Source organism: Streptomyces sp. NPDC059142 (genome assembly GCF_042755665.1).
Classification (GTDB): domain Bacteria; phylum Actinomycetota; class Actinomycetes; order Streptomycetales; family Streptomycetaceae; genus Streptomyces.
In genome coordinates this window covers 48,419-66,869 of record NZ_JBHZDA010000019.1, presented here as the reverse complement: position 1 = coordinate 66,869, position 18,451 = coordinate 48,419, and the positions used below count along the sequence as shown (strand labels likewise).

Genomic DNA, 18,451 nt, shown 5'->3' with positions numbered 1-18,451 from the left:
CGAGCGGCGCACGGGAGAGACGACGGATGAGCGAGCTGCCACCGGACCTCAAGTTCATCGCCGAGGGCATGATCCGCGGGTCCATGGGGCTGGTCGAGACCATGCGGGGTGTGCGGGACAGCGCCATCGGCGCCTTCCACGAACTGGACCGCCAGAAAGGTATGGCGGGGGACGACGACGCGGGCCGCGCCTTCGCGAAGGTCTACGCGCCCGCCGCGCGCACCACACTGAACCAGATCGGCTTCGGCGCACACGTCCTGGGCGCCACGTCCGGCGGGCTGATGCGCACGGCCCGGGAGTTCATGGCTCAGGAGAACGCCACCGTCTCCGCGTTCCTGGGCGGGCAGGCAGATCTGTCGGTCGGCATGGGAGACCCGGGAGAGGACTGCCCGGAGAACTACCTCGGACTCGGCAACGAGTTGCCGGAAGTGGTGGGCGACACCGCCTGGTACTCCCAGTACGCGCCCGGCGGCGGAAGCGAGCGTTTCCGCGGTTCGCCGGAGAAGCTGCGCGACGTGGCCGGGACGTGGCGGCACGTCGGCACACTGCTGGACAGGTTCCTGGGGGACGCCCAGACGTACGCCTCCACAGCGGACAAGGCGCACTCGGGTGAGGCGGCGGACGCATTCCGGACCTACTTCAAGAACTGTGTCGGGTTCACCGGCCCGCCTGCTCAGGCCCAGCAAGACGAACCTCTCGTCGCCAATCTGGTCGCCGCCTCCCAAGAGCTGGCGAAGGCCTGCGACCGGTACGCGGAGCACGTCGAGGCCGCCCTGTGGAAGATCCGGGAACACCGGCTGGACCTCATGGCAGTGGACATGCCATGGGACAGTCCCATGTTCGGCGGCAACGGTTTCGACGGCGGACTCCACGATGCGGTGCTCGAAGACCCCTGGATCCACCGGCTCGGAGACGTCGCACACGCCCTCGACTCCTCCGAGGGGCGCGTCAAGTTGCCGGAAGGTTCCGGCGACCCACGCGCCCCTGGCTTGCCGCTTCTCCCGCTCATCCCCGCACCCGTACCGGTACCGCTGGTTCTCGCTTCGTACCAGGGCGGGCTGCCGGGAGTGCTCCCCATGGGACAGGGCGTTGATCCCGGCATCCCTTCCCGGGATCCGATTCCACCGGACCCGGCGTCGGGACACCGCATCCTCCCACCGGCGGAACAGACACGCTTCCGCACCTGGATGCGGACGCTCAACGGCGGAGGGTTCGCCGGAGGAGGCGGCGCGGCCAACCCCGACAACGCCTATCAGCTCAGGATCGCCGGTTACCCCGAGCGCGAGCTGCCACTGCCGGCCGGGGCCACGGGCCGCAGCGGCAAGGGGCTCATGGCCGACGGTCTGCGCCCTGAGGACGGCTACGCGGTCGAGGCCAAGCATGTGCGGGAGCCCGACTGCAAGAAGACGTTCCGCAGCCTCGGCGAGGTCGACAGGACACTCGCGACGCCCCCCAAGGTCGACAACCAGGGGAAGCTCCGGTTCGACCCGCGTGTCGACGGCATGTACGGCTCGGACGAGCGGGAACTCGCACGCTACCGTGCGGCCATGTCGGATCCCCGCAACAGCGAGATCCGTGGACTGGAGATCGTCACGAACGACAAGGACTCCGCAGGCTACTGGCAGAGCATGATGGCCATGAACAGCGTGAAAGGAACCTCGCGGTACATACCGTGAGAATTAGAGGTGCACATGTCCGAGAACGATGACATCAGGGCGACTTTCCTCTTTCACCCGCCCGTCGACGACGCCGCCGCCTGGCACATGACCCTCGAAGGGTTCGTCCGCGTCCTCACCGAGACCTTCCCGGACGCCTTCACGAAGTACCGCACCAGCCCCCTGCGTGGCAGCGACGCGGTGGACTTCGAGGTGGAGATCGCTCCCGGCACATGGCTGGAGGGCGTCGCGCAGACACCCGTCGAGGACAGCGCGGTGGTCACCCTCGTCGGAGCGACGGCCCACGAAGCCGCCGAGTTCGCCCTCTGGATCCGGAGCAAGCTCCTGCCCTCTCCCGGGCTGCTCCGGTTCGGCAGCGACCGCGCGATGGAAAGCGGGCACGACGCCGAGTGGCTGCTTCCCCCTTCCGACGAGGCGGCAGAGGTCGAAGCCGCCTTCCTGGATCACCTGGAGTCCGTCCGGTAGACGCGACCACCCCTGGCCCACCGCCTCTCCCCCCACCCCCTCCGTCGTCCCGCACAGGGCTTCCGTACCGTACGGGACGACGGAGGACGGGCAAGGACGCCGGAGAGGACAGCGATGACCGGTCTGCGGGTGGGACCCCTGCTGCGGTATGTCGACGGGGAGGGGGCCGGGACGGCGACCGTCTGGGTCGAGGCGGACCGGCCGGTCACCGCCGAGGTGCGGTGCGGCGACGGGGCGGGCGGGGCCTCACGGACCTTTCATGTGGCCGGCCACCACTACGCGCTGATACCCGTGAGCGGCCTCACCCCCGGCACCACCACCCCGTACGAGGTGCTGCTCGACGGTCACCGCGTCTGGCCGCCCGAGGACTCCCGCTTCCCGCCCAGCGCGATCCGCACCCCGCCGCACCCCGGGGACGGCGCCCGTGAGCTGCGGGTCTCCTTCGGTTCCTGCCGCTGGGCGTCGCCCCCGCACGGTGAACCCGATCCGGTCGGGCCCGACGCGCTCGACACCCTGGCCACCCGTCTCGCCGCCGATCCCGCCGCGCCGCGCCCCGACGTGCTGCTGCTCCTGGGCGATCAGGTGTACGCGGACGAGACGTCGAAGGCGACCCGGCGCAGGCTGGCCGCGCGCCGGGATCTGAGCGAGGCGCCGGGCGCGGAGGTCGCGGACTACGAGGAGTACACCCACCTCTACGACGAGTCCTGGACGGACCCGGACGTACGGTGGCTGCTCTCCACCGTGCCCAGTTGCATGATCTTCGACGACCATGACCTCATCGACGACTGGAACACCAGCGCCTCCTGGCTCGCCGACATGCGGGCGCTGCCGTGGTGGCAGGAGCGGGTGCTCGGCGGGCTGATGTCGTACTGGGTCTATCAGCACCTCGGCAACCTCTCCCCCGCCGAGCTGGAGGCCGACGCCCTGTACGCGGCCGTGCGCGCCGCGCCCGACGCCACCGAGCTGCTGCGGGCGTTCGCCGCCGGGGCGGACCGCGACCCGGCGGGCGTGCGCTGGAGCTACCGGCGCGACTTCGGCCGTACCCGGCTGCTGATGGTCGACTCGCGCGCCGCCCGGGTCCTGGACGAGCGGCGGCGCGCGATGCTGGACGAGGAGGAGGCCCGATGGGTACGGGAGCAGGCGCTGGCCGACCGGGACACGTACGACCATCTCCTCATCGGCACCTCGCTCCCCTGGCTGCTGCCGCCCTTCATCCATGACCTGGAGTCCTGGGACGCCTCGCTCTGCCGGGGCGAACGCGGGCCGCGCTGGGCCGGGTTCGGTGAGCGGTTGCGCAGGGCGGCGGATCTGGAGCACTGGGCGGCCTTCCCCGACTCCTTCGAGGAGCTGGCCTCGCTGATCGCCGAGGTGGGCGACGGGGCGACCGCACCGGCCACCGTGTGCGTGCTGTCGGGGGATGTGCACCACGCGTACGTCGCCGAGCCGTCCTGGCCGGGCGGCGCGGGAGCGGGCGCCACGGGCGCCGGCGCCACCGGGCCCGGTCCGCGGGTGTTGCAGCTCACCTGCTCCCCCGTGCACAACTCCGTACCCGCCGTCATGCGGCTCGGCTTCCGCTTCGGCTGGAGCCGTGCGGGACGGTGGCTGGGGCGCGCGCTGGCCCGGCACGGCCGGGTCGTGGCCCCTCAGGTCTCCTGGCGCAGAACGGGCGGGCCCTGGTTCGGGAACCAGCTCATGACGCTCACGCTGCGCGGTCGTGCGGCCGGGCTGGTCCTGGAGCGGGCCCGCGCCGGACGGGCCGGTGGAGGACGGGCCGGTGACGGGCGGGCGGCGGCGGAGCTGGTGGTCGTGGAGGAGCGGGCCTTGACACCGTAGGACGCTCCGGCCGTCCGGACGGCCGCCCGGACAGGGCCTGGCACGCCCGAGATGCGCGACCTCCGCAACATCCCTTCAAATTCCCCACACTATCCGTCCGTTGGCGTTCGAGTACCCTTCGCGTGATCATTCCCACAGGACGTGATCCTTCACCCAAGGGTTCGAACTGACCGCACAGCAACGGCATGATGATGCGGACCATCCGCTTCCAGCACCCCCCATGCCCCGGGAGTCACAGCTTTGTCCGATGTACGGCAGTCCCCGCACCGTTCTCTCGCCGTCGTCGGCGTCGGCCCCCGTGGCACCTCCGTCCTGGAGAGACTCTGCGCGTCCGCGCCCGAACTGGCGCCGGACGTGGAGCTGACGGTGCATCTCGTCGACCCCTCGCCGCCGGGCGCGGGCCGGGTCTGGCGTACCGATCAGCCCGCCGAGCTGCTGATGAACACGGTGGCCTCGCAGGTGACCGTGTTCACCGACGCGAGCGTGGAGTGCGAGGGACCGATACGTCCGGGGCCGAGCCTGTTCGAGTGGGCGGCGGGGCGGCCCGGCGAGCGGCTGGGGCCCGACGACTATCCGAGCCGGGCCGCCTACGGGCGCTACCTGGAGTGGGCGTTCCGTACGACGGTGGAGGGGGCGCCGGGGACGGTGACGGTGGTGGTGCACCGGGCGCGCGCCGTGCGACTGGATGACGACGCCGAGGCGGGGGCCTTCGACCGGGCGGAACCGGCCGTCCCGCGCGTTTCACCCGTTGTGACCGGTGTGCCCGGTCCGCGCGCTCCGTACCGGGCGACGCAGAGTCTCACGCTCGACGATGGCACGACGATTTCCGGTCTCAGTGCGGTCGTGCTCGCACAGGGCCATCTACCGGTGGTTTCCGGTCAGACCCAGGCGACGCTGGCGGAGTTCGCCGCCCGTCACCGGCTGCGATATCTGCCGCCCTCGAATCCGGCCGATCTGGACCTGTCCGGGATCGCTCCGGGCGAGCCGGTGCTGCTGCGCGGACTCGGGCTGAATTTCTTCGACCACATGGCGCTCCTGACGGCCGGCCGCGGCGGCATCTTCGCGCGGGACGCGGCGGGCGTTCTCGTATACCACCCGTCGGGGCGCGAACCGCAGGTGTACGCCGGGTCGCGGCGCGGGGTGCCGTACCAGGCCCGTGGCGACAACGCGAAGGGCCCGTCGGGCCGGCATCTGCCGCTGGTGCTGACCCCGGATGTGATCGCGCTGTTCCGCAAGCGCGCGGACGCGGGCGATCCGCCGGACTTCCTCCAGGAGATATGGCCCCTGGTCGCCAAGGAGGTGGAAGCCGTCTTCTACGCGGCGGCCTTCGGATGGCCCCTCCCCGGCCCGCCGTCCTCCGGGCCCGGTGCCCCCGACTCCGTGCTGGAGCGGTTCCTGTCGGCGCCGCACGGCAGCCCCCGGGAGGCCGAGGTGCTGGACGCCGCGGGGATCGCCGTCGCCGACCGCTGGTCGTGGGAGCGGATCTCCCGTCCGTACGGCGACGAGACCTTCCGCGACCCGGCGGACCACCGCGCCTGGCTCCTGGCCCATCTGCGCAAGGACGCGGCCGAGGCGGCGCTCGGCAATGTCGCGGGTCCGGTCAAGGCGGCACTGGACGTGCTGCGCGACCTGCGCAACGAGCTGCGGCTGATCGTGGACCACGCCGGTCTCTCCGGCGTCTCCCGCCGCGACCATCTCGACCGCTGGTACACACCGCTGAACGCGTTCCTCTCCATCGGGCCGCCCCGTCGCCGTATCGAGGAGATGGCCGCCCTGATCGAGGCGGGCGTGCTGGACGTGATCGGCCCGCGGATGGCCGTACGGACGGCGGACGGCGCGTTCCTGGCCGAGTCCCCCGACATACCGGGCTCCACCGTCCGGGCGACCACGCTCGTGGAGGCGCGGCTGCCGGAACCGGATCTGCGGCGCAGCTGTGATCCACTGCTCTCGCGGCTGCTGAAGACCGGGCAGTGCCGGCCGCACACACTCGACGGTTACGAGACGGGTGGGATGGATGTAACACGCCGTCCCTACCGTCTGATAGATCGTCAAGGCGGCGTGCATCCGAGGAGATTCGCGCTCGGGGTGCCCACGGAGGGTGTGCACTGGGTGACCGCCGCGGGCGCCAGGCCCGGGGTGGACTCGGTCATGCTCGCGGACACGGACGCGGTGGCACGTGCCATCCTCCGGGCCGCGACCAGCGACGGCGCGTCATACACGACGCGAATTGATCCCCGACAGAATGTTGAACTTGCAAGCATAGATTAGGCCAGCCTAACGTTGCGGGACGTCACTCGTCGGTCCAGACCTCGCCCCACTCAGTGGTCCAGACCCCGACCGAAGGAGTACAACCCCCCATGTACACACGTCTGAACGCCGCTCAGCCCTATGCCCTGGGGCTGTTCCGCGTGGTCGTCGGGCTCCTCTTCACGTGCCACGGTGCCGGTTCGCTCTTCGGTGCCTTCTCCCGCGAGACGGTCGCCGCCGGCACCTGGCCCGGCTGGTTCGCCGCCGCCATCGAGCTGGTCGGCGGCGCGCTGGTGCTGCTGGGTCTCGGCACCCGCCCCGCCGCTTTCGTCTCCTCCGGCGCCATGGCGTACGCGTACTTCACGGTCCACCAGCCCGAGGGGCTGTTCCCCATAGCGAACAACGGCGAGCTGGCCGCCATGTTCTGCTGGTCGTTCCTGCTGCTCGTCTTCACCGGACCGGGCGCGTTCGCCCTGGACCGGTTCCTCCCCTCGCGGAGTTCGGCCACCGCCGCCGGTCCGCAGAAGCGCGACGAGCGGACGACGGTCGCCGCCTGACCGGCCCTTCCCGCCCCCGCCCGCCCCTGGTAACGGTCCGCCGCCCCGGACCCGTGTGCGACCCTGCCGTCGTCCACGGGTCCGGGGCGCCGACATGCCGCCCCGGACGAACGCTCCGTACCGCACACGCGTACGCTGTGTGGCTCAGCAGCCGCTGCCGCCCACCATGCGACATCGAGGCGCTGCCACGGTACGGGCGGGGGAGTCGGAAAGTGCTGGAGAGTCTGGGGTCGCTGACCGGCAGCCCGTGGATCTACGCCGTGGTCGCCCTCTCCGTACTGCTGGACGTGTTCCTGCCCGTGCTGCCCAGCGGCGTCCTGGTGATCACGGCCGCCACGGCGGCGGCCGCGGGGTCCACCACGGCGACGGTGGCGGGCGCGGCCGGAAAAGTGGCCCATGTCCCGCAGGAAGTACCGTCGTTGATCCTGCTGATGCTCTGCGCGTTCACCGCGTCCGTGCTCGGCGATCTGGTCGCGTTCCGGCTCGGGCGGCGCGGCGGGGACCGGCTCGGCCGGGCCATCGCCCGCTCCCGCCGGCTCACCACCGCGCAGGAACGGCTCGGCAGCGCGCTCAGCGGGGGCGGCGGTGTCCTGGTGGTCATCGCCCGCTTCGCGCCCGCGGGACGCTCGGTGGTCTCCCTGGGCGCGGGCGCCGCACACCGCAAGGTGAAGGAGTTCCTGCCCTGGTCGGCGCTGGCCGCCGTGGCCTGGACCGGTTACAGCGCGGGGCTCGGCTACTTCGGCGCCCAGTGGGTCGGCTCGTCCTGGATCGGCGCGGCCCTCTCCGTCCTGGCGCTCTGCGCGGCGGGTTCGCTGGCCGCGTACGTGATACGCCGCCCGGGACCGGGCCGGGGCCCGGCCACCGCGTAACGGCCCGAACCGCCGGGGGAGTCCGGTCCTGGCGACCGCGCGGGGCCGTTCAGGGCCTGCGGCCGCGGAAGGTGCGGCGCAGGTCGTCCACCCAGGCGTCGGGGTTCTCCCAGGGGACGAAGTGGCCGCCGCGGTCGTGGGCGTTGACGTTGACATGGTGGAACCACGCGGCCTGCGGGCCGTCCGTGAAGGCGCGGACGCGTTCGGCGGCGGTGTGGACGCCGGGCGGGTTCTCGTACGTGACGAAGGTGAGGCCGACGGGGGCCTCGACGACCGGGGTCCGGTCGTGGGAGGGGGCCCAGGGGTAGCGGTTGGCGTTGGCGTAGTAACGCATCGACGTGGCGATGGAGTTGTTCACCCAGTAGATCGTGGCGTGGGTGAGCAGGTCGTCCTTGGTGAAGACGGACTCCACGTCACCGCCGTTGTCGCTCCAGGCGTGCCAGCGCTCCAGCAGCCAGGCGAGCAGTCCCGCCGGTGAGTCGCTGAGCCCGTGGGCCAGGGTGGCGCCGTCGAGCATGTGCACGGCGAGGTGGGACGCCGAGCGGTGGTCCAGTTCGACGAGGCGGGCGCGGACCTCGGCGGGCTGGTCGTCGGTGAGGGGCCGGTTCCGGGCGAAGTCCCAGGCGCGGGGGCCGGTGAAGAAGTCGAGCGGCAGCCCGGAGCCGATGTGGATGCCGTACAGCTCGTCGGCGTACTTGTGGCCGAGCTGGCTGGAGACGATCCCGCCGATGTCGCACCCCCCGGCGGCGTACTTCCCGTACCCCAGGGTCTCGGTCATCAGGGTGTGCCAGAGGTCGGCGACCTTCCAGAAGTTGACGTCCGGGAAGCCGGTGAGCGGGCCGGGGAAGCCGAAGCCGGGCAGGGACGGCACGATGACGTCGAACGCGTCGGCGGGGTCGCCGCCGAACGCGGCCGGGTCGGTGAGCGGGCCGATCACCTTCGACCAGTGCCAGAACGTCCACGGCCAGCCGTGGGTGAGGATCAGCGGAACCGGGCGGGGGCCGCGGCCGGGCTCGCGCAGGAAGTGCACCGGGACACCGGCGACGTCCACCCGGTAGTGCGCGTGGGCGTTGATGGCGGCCTCGGCGGCGCGCCAGTCGTAGCCGTCCCGCCAGTGGGCGACCAGCTCCCGGAGATAGCTCTCCGGGACGCCGTAGGACCAGTCCCCGTCGGCCTCGTCCGGCGGCGGACGGGTCGACGCCAGCCGGGCGCGCAGGTCGTCGAGGACCTCGTCCGGCACATGGATCGGGGTGGGCTCCAGGGGGAAGGCGCGCGGGCCGGTCACGGCAGGGGGCCGCACCGGGTCAGGACGCCGCGCGGGCGGGGGCGCCCCGGACTTCGAGGTCCTGGAGCAGCCGTGCGGTCGCCCCGGCGATCTCGTCGACGGCCCGGTCGAAGACCTCACGGTTGTGCGCGGCGGGCGCGCGGAAGCCGGAGACCTTGCGTACGTACTGGAGCGCGGCGGCGCGGATGTCCTCCTCGGTGGCCTCTTCGGGGAGGACGGGCGGGCGGAGGGTCTTGATGCTGCGGCACATGCGTCCAGTGTGGACCCGGGGCCCGGCGGGAGGCCAGAGGTGCCCGAAGGGGCGCCCCGGCGGGAGGCCGGAGGTGTCCGGGGGCGTCGCACCCGGCGGCACGGCCGACCGTCGCCCCGGCGGCCCCGCGGTCACGGCGTGCGCGGGCCGGGGTCACGGGGTCGCACGGTCACGGGGTCGTACGGTCATGGGATCGCACGGTCACGGAGTCGCACGGTCGCGGAGTCGTACGGTCGCGGAGTCGTAGGGTCGCGGCGTGTGCGGGGCCGCGACCATGGGGGGAGCGGTAGGGCGGTCACCGGGCGAGCGGGGCCGTGCTGTCCCGTACGACCAGACGCGTGCCGAACTCGATACGGGTGTCCGCCTGTTCCGCCTGCTCGGCCTGGTCGCCCTGGCCCTGGTCGGCGCGGCGCAGCCGCAGCAGCATCCGGGCCGCCTCCTCCGCCATCTCCACCAGCGGCTGGTGGACCGTGGTGAGCGCGGGGCTCGACCACTGGGCCAGCGGGATGTCGTCGTACCCCACCAGCGAGAAGTCCTGCGGGATCCGCAGGCCGAGCACGCGCGCCGCCTCCAGCACACCGAGCGCCTGGAGGTCGCTGCCCGCGAAGATCGCCGTGGGCCGGTCGGGACCCTGGAGGAGTTCCGCGGCGTGGGTGTGACCGGCGCGGACATGGAAGTCCCCGAAGCGCACCAGCGCCGGGTCGACCTCGACGCCCGCCATGCCCATGGCCGAGCGGAAGCCGTCGAGGCGCGCCAGGGAGCAGAGCATGTCCTCGGGGCCGGTGATGACGGCGATCCTGCGGTGGCCGAGGTCGAGCAGGTGGCGGGTGGCGGCGAGGCCGCCGGCCCAGTTGGCGGAGCCGACGGACGGCACATCGGGCTCCGGGTCGCCGGCCGGGTCGATGATCACGAAGGGGATGGCCCGGGACCACAGCTTCTTCTTGAGGTCGTCGGGGAGCGTGGAGAAGACCAGGACGACCCCGAGCGGCCGGCGCCGCAGAACGCCCTCGACCCAGTCGGCGCCCGGGGAGTGCCGGGTGCCGGTCTCGGTGAGGACGACGCTCAGCCCGGTCTCCTTGGCGACGTTCTGGACGCCCCTGATCAGCTCCATCGCCCAGGTGCTGTCCAGTTCGTGGAAGACGATCTCGATGAGCGGGGCCTCGGGGGCGGTGGGGGCGGAGCGGCGGTAGCCGTGGGCCTCCAGCAGCTCCTCGACCTTGCCCCGGGTGGGTGCGGAGACATCAGGGCGCCCATTGAGCACTTTCGAAACTGTCGAAAGAGAAACCCCGGCTTGCGAAGCCACCTGAGCCAGGGTGACCCGGCCTGCACTCGTCTCATCTCGCATGGACTGAAGGATAAGGCACCGGTTGTCGGGCGGAAATCGGTAACGGTTTGGCTGAGTACCGACCGCACTGTTGACCGCTCCTGAGAGGAGTCCTACGGTCACACGCCAGATACTTTCGGCAATGTGGCCGATACTTTCGAGAGGTCGACCGATGAAGGCGATGAAGACTCGCACGACTCGCGCACGGTTTTCCCGGACGGTCGCCGGTGGCGCGGCGCTCGTCCTGGGCCTGGGCCTCACGGCCTGCGGCGGCGGCAGCTCCTCGGGCGGTGCCGGGGAGTTCCACGTACTGGTCTACGGCGACGCCACCAACAAGGTGGAGAAGCAGATCGTCGATACGTTCAACAAGACGTCGAAGGTCAAGGCGGTCCTGGACACGGTCCCGGGCGCCGACTACCAGAAGAAGCTCCAGACCACCATCAGTACCCCGCAGGCGCCCGATGTCTTCTTCAACTGGGGCGGCGGTTCCATCCAGCCCTTCGTGAAGTCGGGCCTGCTGCTGCCGCTGGACGATCTGGTGGCGAAGAACCCGGAGCTGAAGGCGAACTTCCTGCCGTCCGTCTACAACACGGCGGAGATCGACGGCAAGGCGTACGGCGTCCCCATGCGCGGCACCCAGCCGGTGCTGCTCTTCCACAACAAGAAGGTGCTCGCGGACGCGGGCGTCGAGGCGCCGAAGACATGGGACGAACTGCTCGGCGCGGTCGCGCGGCTCAAGGCGAAGGGCGTCACACCGATCGCGCTGGGCGGCGGGGACAAGTGGCCGACGCTGATGTGGTTCGAGTACCTGTACGACCGGGTGGCGGGCCCGGGTCTCTTCAAGGAGGCGCTGGCCGGCGACAAGAAGGTCTGGGAGAGCGCCGAGAGCAAGAAGGCGCTGGGCATGCTGAAGGAACTGGTCGACGCGGGCGCGTTCGGCACGAACTACGACTCGGTGAAGTTCACCGACGGCGGCTCCCCGGCCCTGGTCGCGGCCGGCAAGGCCGGGTTCGAACTGATGGGCTCGTGGGTGTACTCGACCCACCAGAACACCAGCCCGGACTTCGCCAAGAACGATCTGGGCTACACCTCGTTCCCGACGGTCACGGGCGGCAAGGGCGATCCCGCGGACATCGTCGGCAACACCAACAACTTCTACTCGGTGCTGAAGAAGACCGAGCACGCGGACGCGATAGCCGAGTTCCTGAAGCTCATGTACTCGGACGAGTTCGTCAAGGCGCAGCTCGCCATCGGCAATCTGCCGACCACCACGAACACCGAGAAGTTCCTGGACTCGGCCGACAACCCGGCCTATCTGAAGTACCAGTTCGACATGGTCAGCAAGGCGCCCTCGTTCCAGCTCTCGTGGAACCAGGCGTACCCGCCGGCGGCGGACGCCCCGATGATGCAGGCCGTCCAGGAGTTCTTCAACGGCTCGATGGACGCCGACGGCTTCATCAAGGCCATGCAGGCCCTGTCCACCGACTGATCACCGCCTGCCGCCCCTGTCCCCCGCACCCCCCTCTGTCCCCCCGACCCCTGCCCCTTCCCTCCTGATCACCGAACCGATCACCGACCGATCACCGATGGAGAGCGACGTCCGACATGGCCGACATGGTTACTCTCACCGACCCGGTGAAGAGCGCACCCCCAGGAAGACGGAGAGGCGCCCGCTCCTCGCCGGGCAGGGGCCCCGCCGGGCACACGGTGGCCAGGCCCGGACTGCTCTGGGCGCTGCCCGCCGCCGTCTTCTTCGCCCTGTTCGCGATGGTCCCGCTGGTACTGGTCGCGGTCCTCTCGTTCGCCGAGTGGAACGGGCTCGCGGCGCCGCGCTTCGCCGGGTTCGACAACTGGACCGCGCTGGTCCACGACCCGGTGATGATCAAGAGCCTGTGGCTGAGCGTCCTGCTCACCGGGCTCGGTGTGGTCACCCAGACCCCCCTGTCGGTCCTGCTCGGGGTCTGGGCGGCCGGGCGGCAGCGCAACCGGGCGGTGCTCTCCGCGATCTTCTTCGTGCCGCTGCTGCTCTCCGCCACCGCCATCTCCGTACTGTGGCGGGCGCTGCTCGACCCCAACTTCGGGGTGCCGGCGGAGGCGAAGTGGCTCTTCGGCGACGGCAATCTGCTGGGGACCAGGACCGGGGCGATCTGTGTGCTGGTGTTCGTGGCCACATGGCAGTTCACCCCGTTCCACGCGCTGATCCATCAGGGCGCGGCGCGGTCGGTCCCGGAGGTGCTCTACCAGGCGGCGGCGATCGACGGGGCCGGGCGCGTGCGCCAGTTCTTCCACATCACGCTGCCGCAGCTCCGCAACTCGATCATCACCTCGGTGGTCCTGATGGTGGTCGGCGGGCTCACCACCTTCGACACCGTGCTGATTCTGACCCAGGGCGGCCCCGGCACCGACACCAGCATCAGTGCCTACTACATGTACCAGAAGGGGTTCCGGGAGTTCGACTTCGGCCAGAGCGCGGCCATCGCGCTGCTGCTGGTCGTGGTCGCCACGGTGGTCTCGCTGATCATGGTGCGGCTCTCGGGCTACGACAAGATGGCCGGCACGAAGGAGGGAATGTGAGAAGCCTTCCGGTGAAGGGCCGCCCGACGACCGCCACGGTCCGGGCGAGGGGCCGTTCCGTGACCAGCCGCCGTCCGAACTATCTCGCGGGGCTGGGCGCCCTGCTGTGGCTCGGGCTGATCGCCCTCCCGCTGTACGTGATGCTCGGCGCGACCGTCCAGAGCCGCGCGGAGTACAGCGCGAACGGCCCGCTCGCCTTTCCGCGCACCTTCTCCCTCGACAACTACGCGCAGGACTTCTCCAACGGCTTCGGCCGCTACTTCCTCAACACCGTGGCCGTCACGGCGAGCGTGGTGGCGATCGTGCTGCTGCTGGTGCCCCCGCTGGCGTTCTCGATCGTACGGAACCGGGGCCGGGGCACCGTCCGGGTCTTCCGGCTCTTCCTGCTCGGGCTCGCCATCCCCGCCCAGGCGGTGATCGTCCCGATGTTCTACGCGATCAGCAAGGCTGGCCTGTACGACAACCTCATCGGGGTCATCCTGCCGACCGCCGCGTTCTGTCTGCCCGTCTGCGCGCTCATCCTCACCGGGACGATGCGCGACATCACCAACGAACTCTTCGAGGCGATGGCCATCGACGGGGCGACCACCCGGCGCGTCTTCTTCCAGCTCGTCGTCCCGCTCTCCAGGGGCGGGCTGGCGACGATCGTGGTGTTCTCCGCCCTCCAGGCGTGGAACGGCTTCCTCTTCCCCCTCGTACTGACGCAGTCCGAGGAGACCAAGGTCCTCACCCTCGGGCTGTACAACTTCCAGACCGAGCACGGCGTCGACATCCCCGGCCTGCTGGCGGCCGTGGTGCTGTCCACGCTGCCCGTCCTGTTCGTCTACCTGTTCGCCCGCCGAGCCCTGGTCCAGGGGCTCATGGGGGTCGGAGGAAAGTGATCGACAACGTGAGCGCCGACACCACCGACACCACGGCCGTCCCCGCGTCCCTGCCCGTGACTCTCCCCGCGTCCCCGGCCGATGGCCTCCCCGCGTCCCCGGCCGGTGACCTCGCCGGGACGCGGGCGCGCCGGGTCGAGGAGCTGATCGCGGCCATGACCACGGAGGAGAAACTGGCCCAGCTCTACGGGCTGTGGGCCGGGGCGTCCGCCGACGGGGCCGAGGTCGCCCCGCACCAGCACGACATGGACGCCCCGCCCGCCCTCTCCGACCTGCTCCCCCACGGGCTGGGCCAGGTGACCCGCCCGTTCGGCACGGTGCCGGTGGATCCCGCGCTGGGCGCGCTCTCCCTGATGCGTACGCAGGAACGCGTCGTGGCGGCGGGCCGCTTCGGGATCCCCGCCATGGCCCACGACGAGTGCCTCGCGGGCTTCGCCGCCTGGGGCGCCACCACCTACCCCGTGCCGCTTTCGTGGGGCGCGTCCTTCGACCCGGAGCTGGTACGGGAGATGGCCGCCGCGATCGGCCGCGACATGCGCTCGGTCGGGCTGCACCAGGGGCTCGCGCCCGTGCTCGACGTGGTGCGCGACGCGCGCTGGGGGCGGGTCGAGGAGACCATCGGCGAGGACCCGTATCTGATCGGCACCCTCGCCACGGCGTATGTGCGGGGCCTGGAGTCGGCGGGCGTCGTGGCGACGCTGAAACACTTCGCGGGGTACTCGGCCTCGCGCGGCGGACGCAATCTGGCGCCGGTCGGCATGGGCCCCAGGGAGCTGGCCGACGTGGTGCTGCCGCCGTTCGAGATGGCCGTACGGGAGGGCGGCGTACGGTCCGTCATGTCCGCCTACAACGACATCGACGGGGTGCCCTGCGCGGCGGACGAGGGGCTGCTGACCGAACTCCTCAGGGACGCCTGGGGGTTCGAGGGGACCGTGGTCGCGGACTACTTCGGGATCGCCTTCCTCAGGACGCTCCACGGGGTGGCGGGCGACTGGGCCCAGGCGGCGACGGCCGCGCTCACGGCGGGCGTCGATGTCGAACTGCCCACCGTGAAGACCTTCGGGCAGCCGCTGCGCGACGCGATCGCCGAAGGGCGGCTGCCGCTGGGGGCCGTGGACCGCGCGGTGCGCCGGGTCCTGACCCAGAAGGCCGGGCTCGGGCTGCTCGACCCGGAGTGGAGCGCCCGGCCTGCGGCCCTGGCGGGGGCGGACCTCGCGGACACCGAACGGCTGCGCGGCACGGTCACCCTGGACTCCCCCGCGCACCGCGACATCTCCCGCAGGCTCGCGGAGCGCGCGGTGATCCTGCTGCGCAACGACGGGACGCTGCCCCTGTGCGGACGTACGGAGGACGCGGGCTCGGGCGCGGACGTGGGAGTGGGCGCGGGCGTCGCCGTGGGCCCGGACGCCGCCGTGGGCCCGGACGCCGTCGCGGGCCCGGACGCCGTCGCGGGCCCGGCGCGGATCGCGCTGATCGGCCCGCAGGCCGAGGCCCCGACCGCCGTCCTGGGCTGCTACTCCTTCCCGGTCCATGTCGGCCCCCAGCATCCCGGAGTCCCGGCGGGCGTGGAACTTCCCACGCTGCGCGCCGCGTTGGCGGCGGAGTTCCCGGCGAGCGAGATCGTCACGGTGGCGGGCACCGGCGTCGACGGCCCCGCGCCCGCCGAGGGCTTCGGGGCCGCCGTGGAGGCCGCCCGCGCCGCGGACGTCGTGGTGGTCGCGCTCGGCGACCGCGCGGGGCTCTTCGGGCGCGGCACCAGCGGGGAGGGCTGCGACGCGGAGACCCTCGATCTGCCGGGCGCCCAGGGCCCGTTGCTGGACGCGGTGCTCGACGCCGTGCGCGGCACCGGGACCCGGGTGGTGGTCACCCTGCTCGCCGGGCGGCCGTACGTGCTCGGCCGGGCGGTCACCGAGGCCGGGGCGATCGTCCAGGCGTTCTTCCCCGGGCAGGAGGGCGCCCCGGCCGTGGCTGGGGTGCTGAGCGGCCGGATCAACCCCTCGGGCCGCCTCCCGGTGAGCGTCCCCCGGCTGCCCGGGGCGCAGCCGTCCACGTATCTCGCGGCGCCGCTGGCCCGCGCGAGCGAGGTGTCCAGCATCGACCCGACGCCGGCCTTCGGCTTCGGCCACGGGCTGACGTACACGACGTTCGCCTGGTCGGAGCTGACGACGGGCGACCCCCGGCCGGCCACGGACGGCGCGGCGGAGCTGTCCTTCACCGTCACCAACACGGGTGGGCGCGCGGGCGCGGAGGTGGTCCAGCTCTATCTGCACGACCCGGTCGCCTCGGCCGTCCAGCCCGAGCAACGCCTCGTCGGCTACGTACGGCTCCCCCTGGAGGCGGGCGAGCGGGCCCGGGTCACCGTCACCGTCCCCGCCGATCTGGCCTCCTTCACCGGCCGCGACGGCCGCCGCACCGTCGAACCCGGCGCGCTGGAACTGCGGTTGGCGGCCTCCAGCACCGAGGTACGGCTCACCGCCGGGTTCACCCTGACCGGGCCGGTACGGTACGTCGACCACACGCGCGCCCTGCACGCGACGTTCGCCGTCCGCCGGTCACCGGCGACGGACCGGTAGCCCCCGTACCCGGGGCGCGGGCTACGGGACCAGCACGATCCGGCCGAACACCTCGCCCGCGTCCATCTTCCGGTGTGCGGAAGCGGCCTGCTCCAGCGGGAGCAGCTCGTGCACCACGGCGCGCAGGTCGGCCGCGGCGACCGTGGCCGCGCTGAAGGTGGCGAAGGACAGCGACTTCCGGAACGCCGCCATCAGCGTCATGCCGAAGTCCGCCGGCGGCATGCCTCCGACGGCGCCGACGGCCACCAGACGGCCGTTCGGGTTGAGCCGGGTGAGGAAGGAGGGCAGATCCGGGCCCGCGACGATGTCGATCACGACGTCATACCCCTCGGAAGCACCCCCGGTGCCCCCGGTCCCGGGGGCACCTCCCACACCTCTCGTACCTCCCGCACCTCTGGCACCCCTCGTACCTCCGGCACCCCTCGCACCTCCGGCGCCTCCGGCCTCCTGGGCGGCCTCGCCGGAGCGGTCCAGCACCTGGGTCGCTCCGAGGGCGCGCAGGCGCTCCCCGCGCTCCGCCGACGAGGTCGTCACCGCCACCGCGCTCGCGCCGCCCCGGGCCGCGAGCTGGACCGCCATGATCCCGATGCTGCCCGCCGCGCCGCGCACCAGCACCGACTCACCGGCGGTGAAGCCGGCGTGGGCGAGGGCGAAGTGGGCGACCGCGCCGGAGCTGCCGAGCGCCGTCGCGTCGGCCGGGGACAGCGCCTCGGGGAGCGGAAGGACCTCCTCCGCCGGCGCGGTCACCTGCTCGACGTAACCGCCCTCCGTCCCGGTGAAGGCCCATACGCGCCGGCCGATCCACGACGCGTCGACCCCCTCGCCGACCGCGGTCACCGTCCCCGCCACCTCGCTGCCCGGAACATGGCCCTCCCGGAAGCCGTAGTCGCCGAGAGCGCCGCTCCGGATCAGGACATCGGCGCCGCTCACCCCGATCGCCTCCGAGGCGATCAGCACCTGTCCGGCGGCGGGGACCGGGGCGGAGGTCTCGACGACCTCCAGTCCGTCGGGGCTTCCGAACGCGCGGATCACTACTGCCTTCATGTCGTCTCCTGCTCGGGAATGGTCTGTGAGCCCGTGAACGTGCGACCCGGTCCGGGGTGGCCCGGGATCGCCCGGGGCAGACCGGGACCGGCCGCGGACCGTCCGACCGTCTGCGGACCGCCCGCGGATCGCTCCCGCCGCCCCACGCCTTCGGACGCTAGGGGACGCCCGCGTCCACCTGGCTAAAGTGAGAGCGATGACGGACCGTTTGCCTCACCCTCCTCTGCGTGCCGACGCCCTGGACAACCGCGCCCGTATCCTCTCCGCGGCCCGCGCCCTGTTCGCCGCCGAAGGTCCGAACGTGCCGATGCGGGAGATCGCCCGGCACGCCGGGATCGCCCCGGCCACCCTGTACCGGCGTTTCCCGACCAAACAGACCCTGGTGGCCGAGGCTTTCGCGGAAGAGGTACGCGCCTGCCACGCGATCGTCGAGGAGGGGCTGGCCGACCCGGACCCGTGGCGGGGGTTCTGCCGGGTCATCGAGAAGACCTGTGAACTGCACGCGCACAACCAGGGATTCACCGAAGCCTTCCTGTCGGGCCTCCCCCGGACGGCCGAGTTCGCCGAGGGCCGCGCGCACATGCTGCGCTCGCTCGCCGAGCTGGCCGACCGCGCCCAAAGAACGGGGCGGCTGCGCGCCGACTTCGTCCTGGACGACCTGGTCCTCGTCCTCCTGACCAACAGGGGCATCCGCGCCGCGTCGGCAGCCGCCCACGTCAGCGCCTCGCGGCGGTTCGCCGCCCTCATGATCCAGGCGTTCCAGACCTCCCCGGAACGCCCGCCGCTGCCGCCCGCGGCACGCCTGGCACCCGCTCGACCCCACGAGACCGTACGGGCCACCGCCGCGGCGGGGTCCAGAAAGTGAGCCGCCCG

The 18,451-nt window shown here is 72.0% G+C and carries 15 protein-coding genes; 11 read left to right on the top strand and 4 right to left on the bottom strand.

Going from position 1 to position 18,451, the window contains the following annotated elements; translation table 11 throughout:
- The first annotated feature begins 26 nt into the window (after window positions 1-26).
- The 6 genes from ACFXPK_RS10365 to ACFXPK_RS10340 all read left to right on the top strand — a co-directional run bounded on the left by ACFXPK_RS10365 (window position 27) and on the right by ACFXPK_RS10340 (window position 7,647).
- Window positions 27-1,676 (top strand): restriction endonuclease fold toxin-2 domain-containing protein, encoded by a 1,650-nt coding sequence (locus ACFXPK_RS10365; protein ID WP_385073739.1) that lies wholly within the window; start codon window positions 27-29, stop codon window positions 1,674-1,676.
- Window positions 1,677-1,691: 15 nt separating this feature from the next.
- The gene (locus tag ACFXPK_RS10360; protein ID WP_385073737.1) at window positions 1,692-2,141 is read left to right on the top strand and encodes a hypothetical protein; all 450 of its coding nucleotides are present in this window, start codon (window positions 1,692-1,694) and stop codon (window positions 2,139-2,141) included.
- 114 nt (window positions 2,142-2,255) lie between these two features.
- Window positions 2,256-3,974, top strand: coding sequence for an alkaline phosphatase D family protein (locus tag ACFXPK_RS10355; RefSeq protein ID WP_385073734.1), 1,719 nt, complete (start codon window positions 2,256-2,258; stop codon window positions 3,972-3,974).
- A 240-nt stretch (window positions 3,975-4,214) separates the two neighbouring features.
- Window positions 4,215-6,242 (top strand): FAD/NAD(P)-binding protein, encoded by a 2,028-nt coding sequence (locus tag ACFXPK_RS10350; RefSeq protein WP_385003525.1) that lies wholly within the window; start codon window positions 4,215-4,217, stop codon window positions 6,240-6,242.
- A gap of 89 nt (window positions 6,243-6,331) precedes the next feature.
- Window positions 6,332-6,778 (top strand): DoxX family protein, encoded by a 447-nt coding sequence (locus tag ACFXPK_RS10345; protein ID WP_385003527.1) that lies wholly within the window; start codon window positions 6,332-6,334, stop codon window positions 6,776-6,778.
- A gap of 212 nt (window positions 6,779-6,990) precedes the next feature.
- Window positions 6,991-7,647, top strand: a complete 657-nt coding sequence (locus ACFXPK_RS10340) for a DedA family protein (protein ID WP_385003529.1) — start codon at window positions 6,991-6,993, stop codon at window positions 7,645-7,647.
- 49 nt (window positions 7,648-7,696) lie between these two features.
- Here ACFXPK_RS10340 and ACFXPK_RS10335 read toward each other — a convergent pair whose 3' ends face one another.
- From ACFXPK_RS10335 to ACFXPK_RS10325, 3 genes are all read right to left on the bottom strand, one after another.
- On the bottom strand, window positions 7,697-8,932 hold the full coding sequence (locus ACFXPK_RS10335; protein ID WP_385073729.1) for an epoxide hydrolase family protein: 1,236 nt from the start codon (window positions 8,930-8,932) through the stop codon (window positions 7,697-7,699).
- A gap of 19 nt (window positions 8,933-8,951) precedes the next feature.
- Window positions 8,952-9,182, bottom strand: coding sequence for a DUF2277 domain-containing protein (locus ACFXPK_RS10330; RefSeq protein WP_385003533.1), 231 nt, complete (start codon window positions 9,180-9,182; stop codon window positions 8,952-8,954).
- 295 nt (window positions 9,183-9,477) lie between these two features.
- A complete protein-coding gene (locus ACFXPK_RS10325; RefSeq protein ID WP_385003535.1) occupies window positions 9,478-10,527 on the bottom strand; it encodes a LacI family DNA-binding transcriptional regulator in 1,050 nt (349 codons plus the stop codon).
- A gap of 160 nt (window positions 10,528-10,687) precedes the next feature.
- Between ACFXPK_RS10325 and ACFXPK_RS10320 the strand changes: the two genes are divergently transcribed.
- The 4 genes from ACFXPK_RS10320 to ACFXPK_RS10305 all read left to right on the top strand — a co-directional run bounded on the left by ACFXPK_RS10320 (window position 10,688) and on the right by ACFXPK_RS10305 (window position 16,534).
- The gene (locus tag ACFXPK_RS10320) at window positions 10,688-11,995 is read left to right on the top strand and encodes an extracellular solute-binding protein (protein WP_385073726.1); all 1,308 of its coding nucleotides are present in this window, start codon (window positions 10,688-10,690) and stop codon (window positions 11,993-11,995) included.
- Between the two features lie 125 nt (window positions 11,996-12,120).
- Entirely contained in the window at window positions 12,121-13,080 is a 960-nt protein-coding gene (locus ACFXPK_RS10315) for a carbohydrate ABC transporter permease (protein WP_385073808.1), read from the top strand.
- A 59-nt stretch (window positions 13,081-13,139) separates the two neighbouring features.
- Window positions 13,140-13,961: a carbohydrate ABC transporter permease gene (locus ACFXPK_RS10310; RefSeq protein ID WP_385003539.1), complete on the top strand. Its 822-nt coding sequence runs from the start codon at window positions 13,140-13,142 to the stop codon at window positions 13,959-13,961.
- A 155-nt stretch (window positions 13,962-14,116) separates the two neighbouring features.
- Window positions 14,117-16,534, top strand: coding sequence for a beta-glucosidase (locus ACFXPK_RS10305; protein ID WP_385073805.1), 2,418 nt, complete (start codon window positions 14,117-14,119; stop codon window positions 16,532-16,534).
- Window positions 16,535-16,555: 21 nt separating this feature from the next.
- Here ACFXPK_RS10305 and ACFXPK_RS10300 read toward each other — a convergent pair whose 3' ends face one another.
- Entirely contained in the window at window positions 16,556-17,578 is a 1,023-nt protein-coding gene (locus ACFXPK_RS10300; RefSeq protein WP_385073722.1) for a zinc-binding dehydrogenase, read from the bottom strand.
- A 196-nt stretch (window positions 17,579-17,774) separates the two neighbouring features.
- Between ACFXPK_RS10300 and ACFXPK_RS10295 the strand changes: the two genes are divergently transcribed.
- Window positions 17,775-18,443 (top strand): TetR/AcrR family transcriptional regulator, encoded by a 669-nt coding sequence (locus ACFXPK_RS10295; protein WP_385073719.1) that lies wholly within the window; start codon window positions 17,775-17,777, stop codon window positions 18,441-18,443.
- Window positions 18,444-18,451 lie beyond the last annotated feature (8 nt).

What these genes read in the sequence shown, in the direction of transcription:
- ACFXPK_RS10365 (WP_385073739.1), top strand. Translation starts at nt 27, where the DNA reads ATGAGCGAGCTGCCACCGGACCTCAAGTTCATCGCCGAGGGCATGATC.
- ACFXPK_RS10360 (WP_385073737.1), top strand. Translation starts at nt 1,692, where the DNA reads ATGTCCGAGAACGATGACATCAGGGCGACTTTCCTCTTTCACCCGCCC.
- ACFXPK_RS10355 (WP_385073734.1), top strand. Translation starts at nt 2,256, where the DNA reads ATGACCGGTCTGCGGGTGGGACCCCTGCTGCGGTATGTCGACGGGGAG.
- ACFXPK_RS10345 (WP_385003527.1), top strand. Translation starts at nt 6,332, where the DNA reads ATGTACACACGTCTGAACGCCGCTCAGCCCTATGCCCTGGGGCTGTTC.
- ACFXPK_RS10330 (WP_385003533.1), bottom strand. Translation starts at nt 9,182, where the DNA reads ATGTGCCGCAGCATCAAGACCCTCCGCCCGCCCGTCCTCCCCGAAGAG.
- ACFXPK_RS10325 (WP_385003535.1), bottom strand. Translation starts at nt 10,527, where the DNA reads ATGCGAGATGAGACGAGTGCAGGCCGGGTCACCCTGGCTCAGGTGGCT.
- ACFXPK_RS10320 (WP_385073726.1), top strand. Translation starts at nt 10,688, where the DNA reads ATGAAGACTCGCACGACTCGCGCACGGTTTTCCCGGACGGTCGCCGGT.
- ACFXPK_RS10315 (WP_385073808.1), top strand. Translation starts at nt 12,121, where the DNA reads ATGGTTACTCTCACCGACCCGGTGAAGAGCGCACCCCCAGGAAGACGG.
- ACFXPK_RS10305 (WP_385073805.1), top strand. Translation starts at nt 14,117, where the DNA reads ATGACCACGGAGGAGAAACTGGCCCAGCTCTACGGGCTGTGGGCCGGG.
- ACFXPK_RS10300 (WP_385073722.1), bottom strand. Translation starts at nt 17,578, where the DNA reads ATGAAGGCAGTAGTGATCCGCGCGTTCGGAAGCCCCGACGGACTGGAG.
- ACFXPK_RS10295 (WP_385073719.1), top strand. Translation starts at nt 17,775, where the DNA reads ATGACGGACCGTTTGCCTCACCCTCCTCTGCGTGCCGACGCCCTGGAC.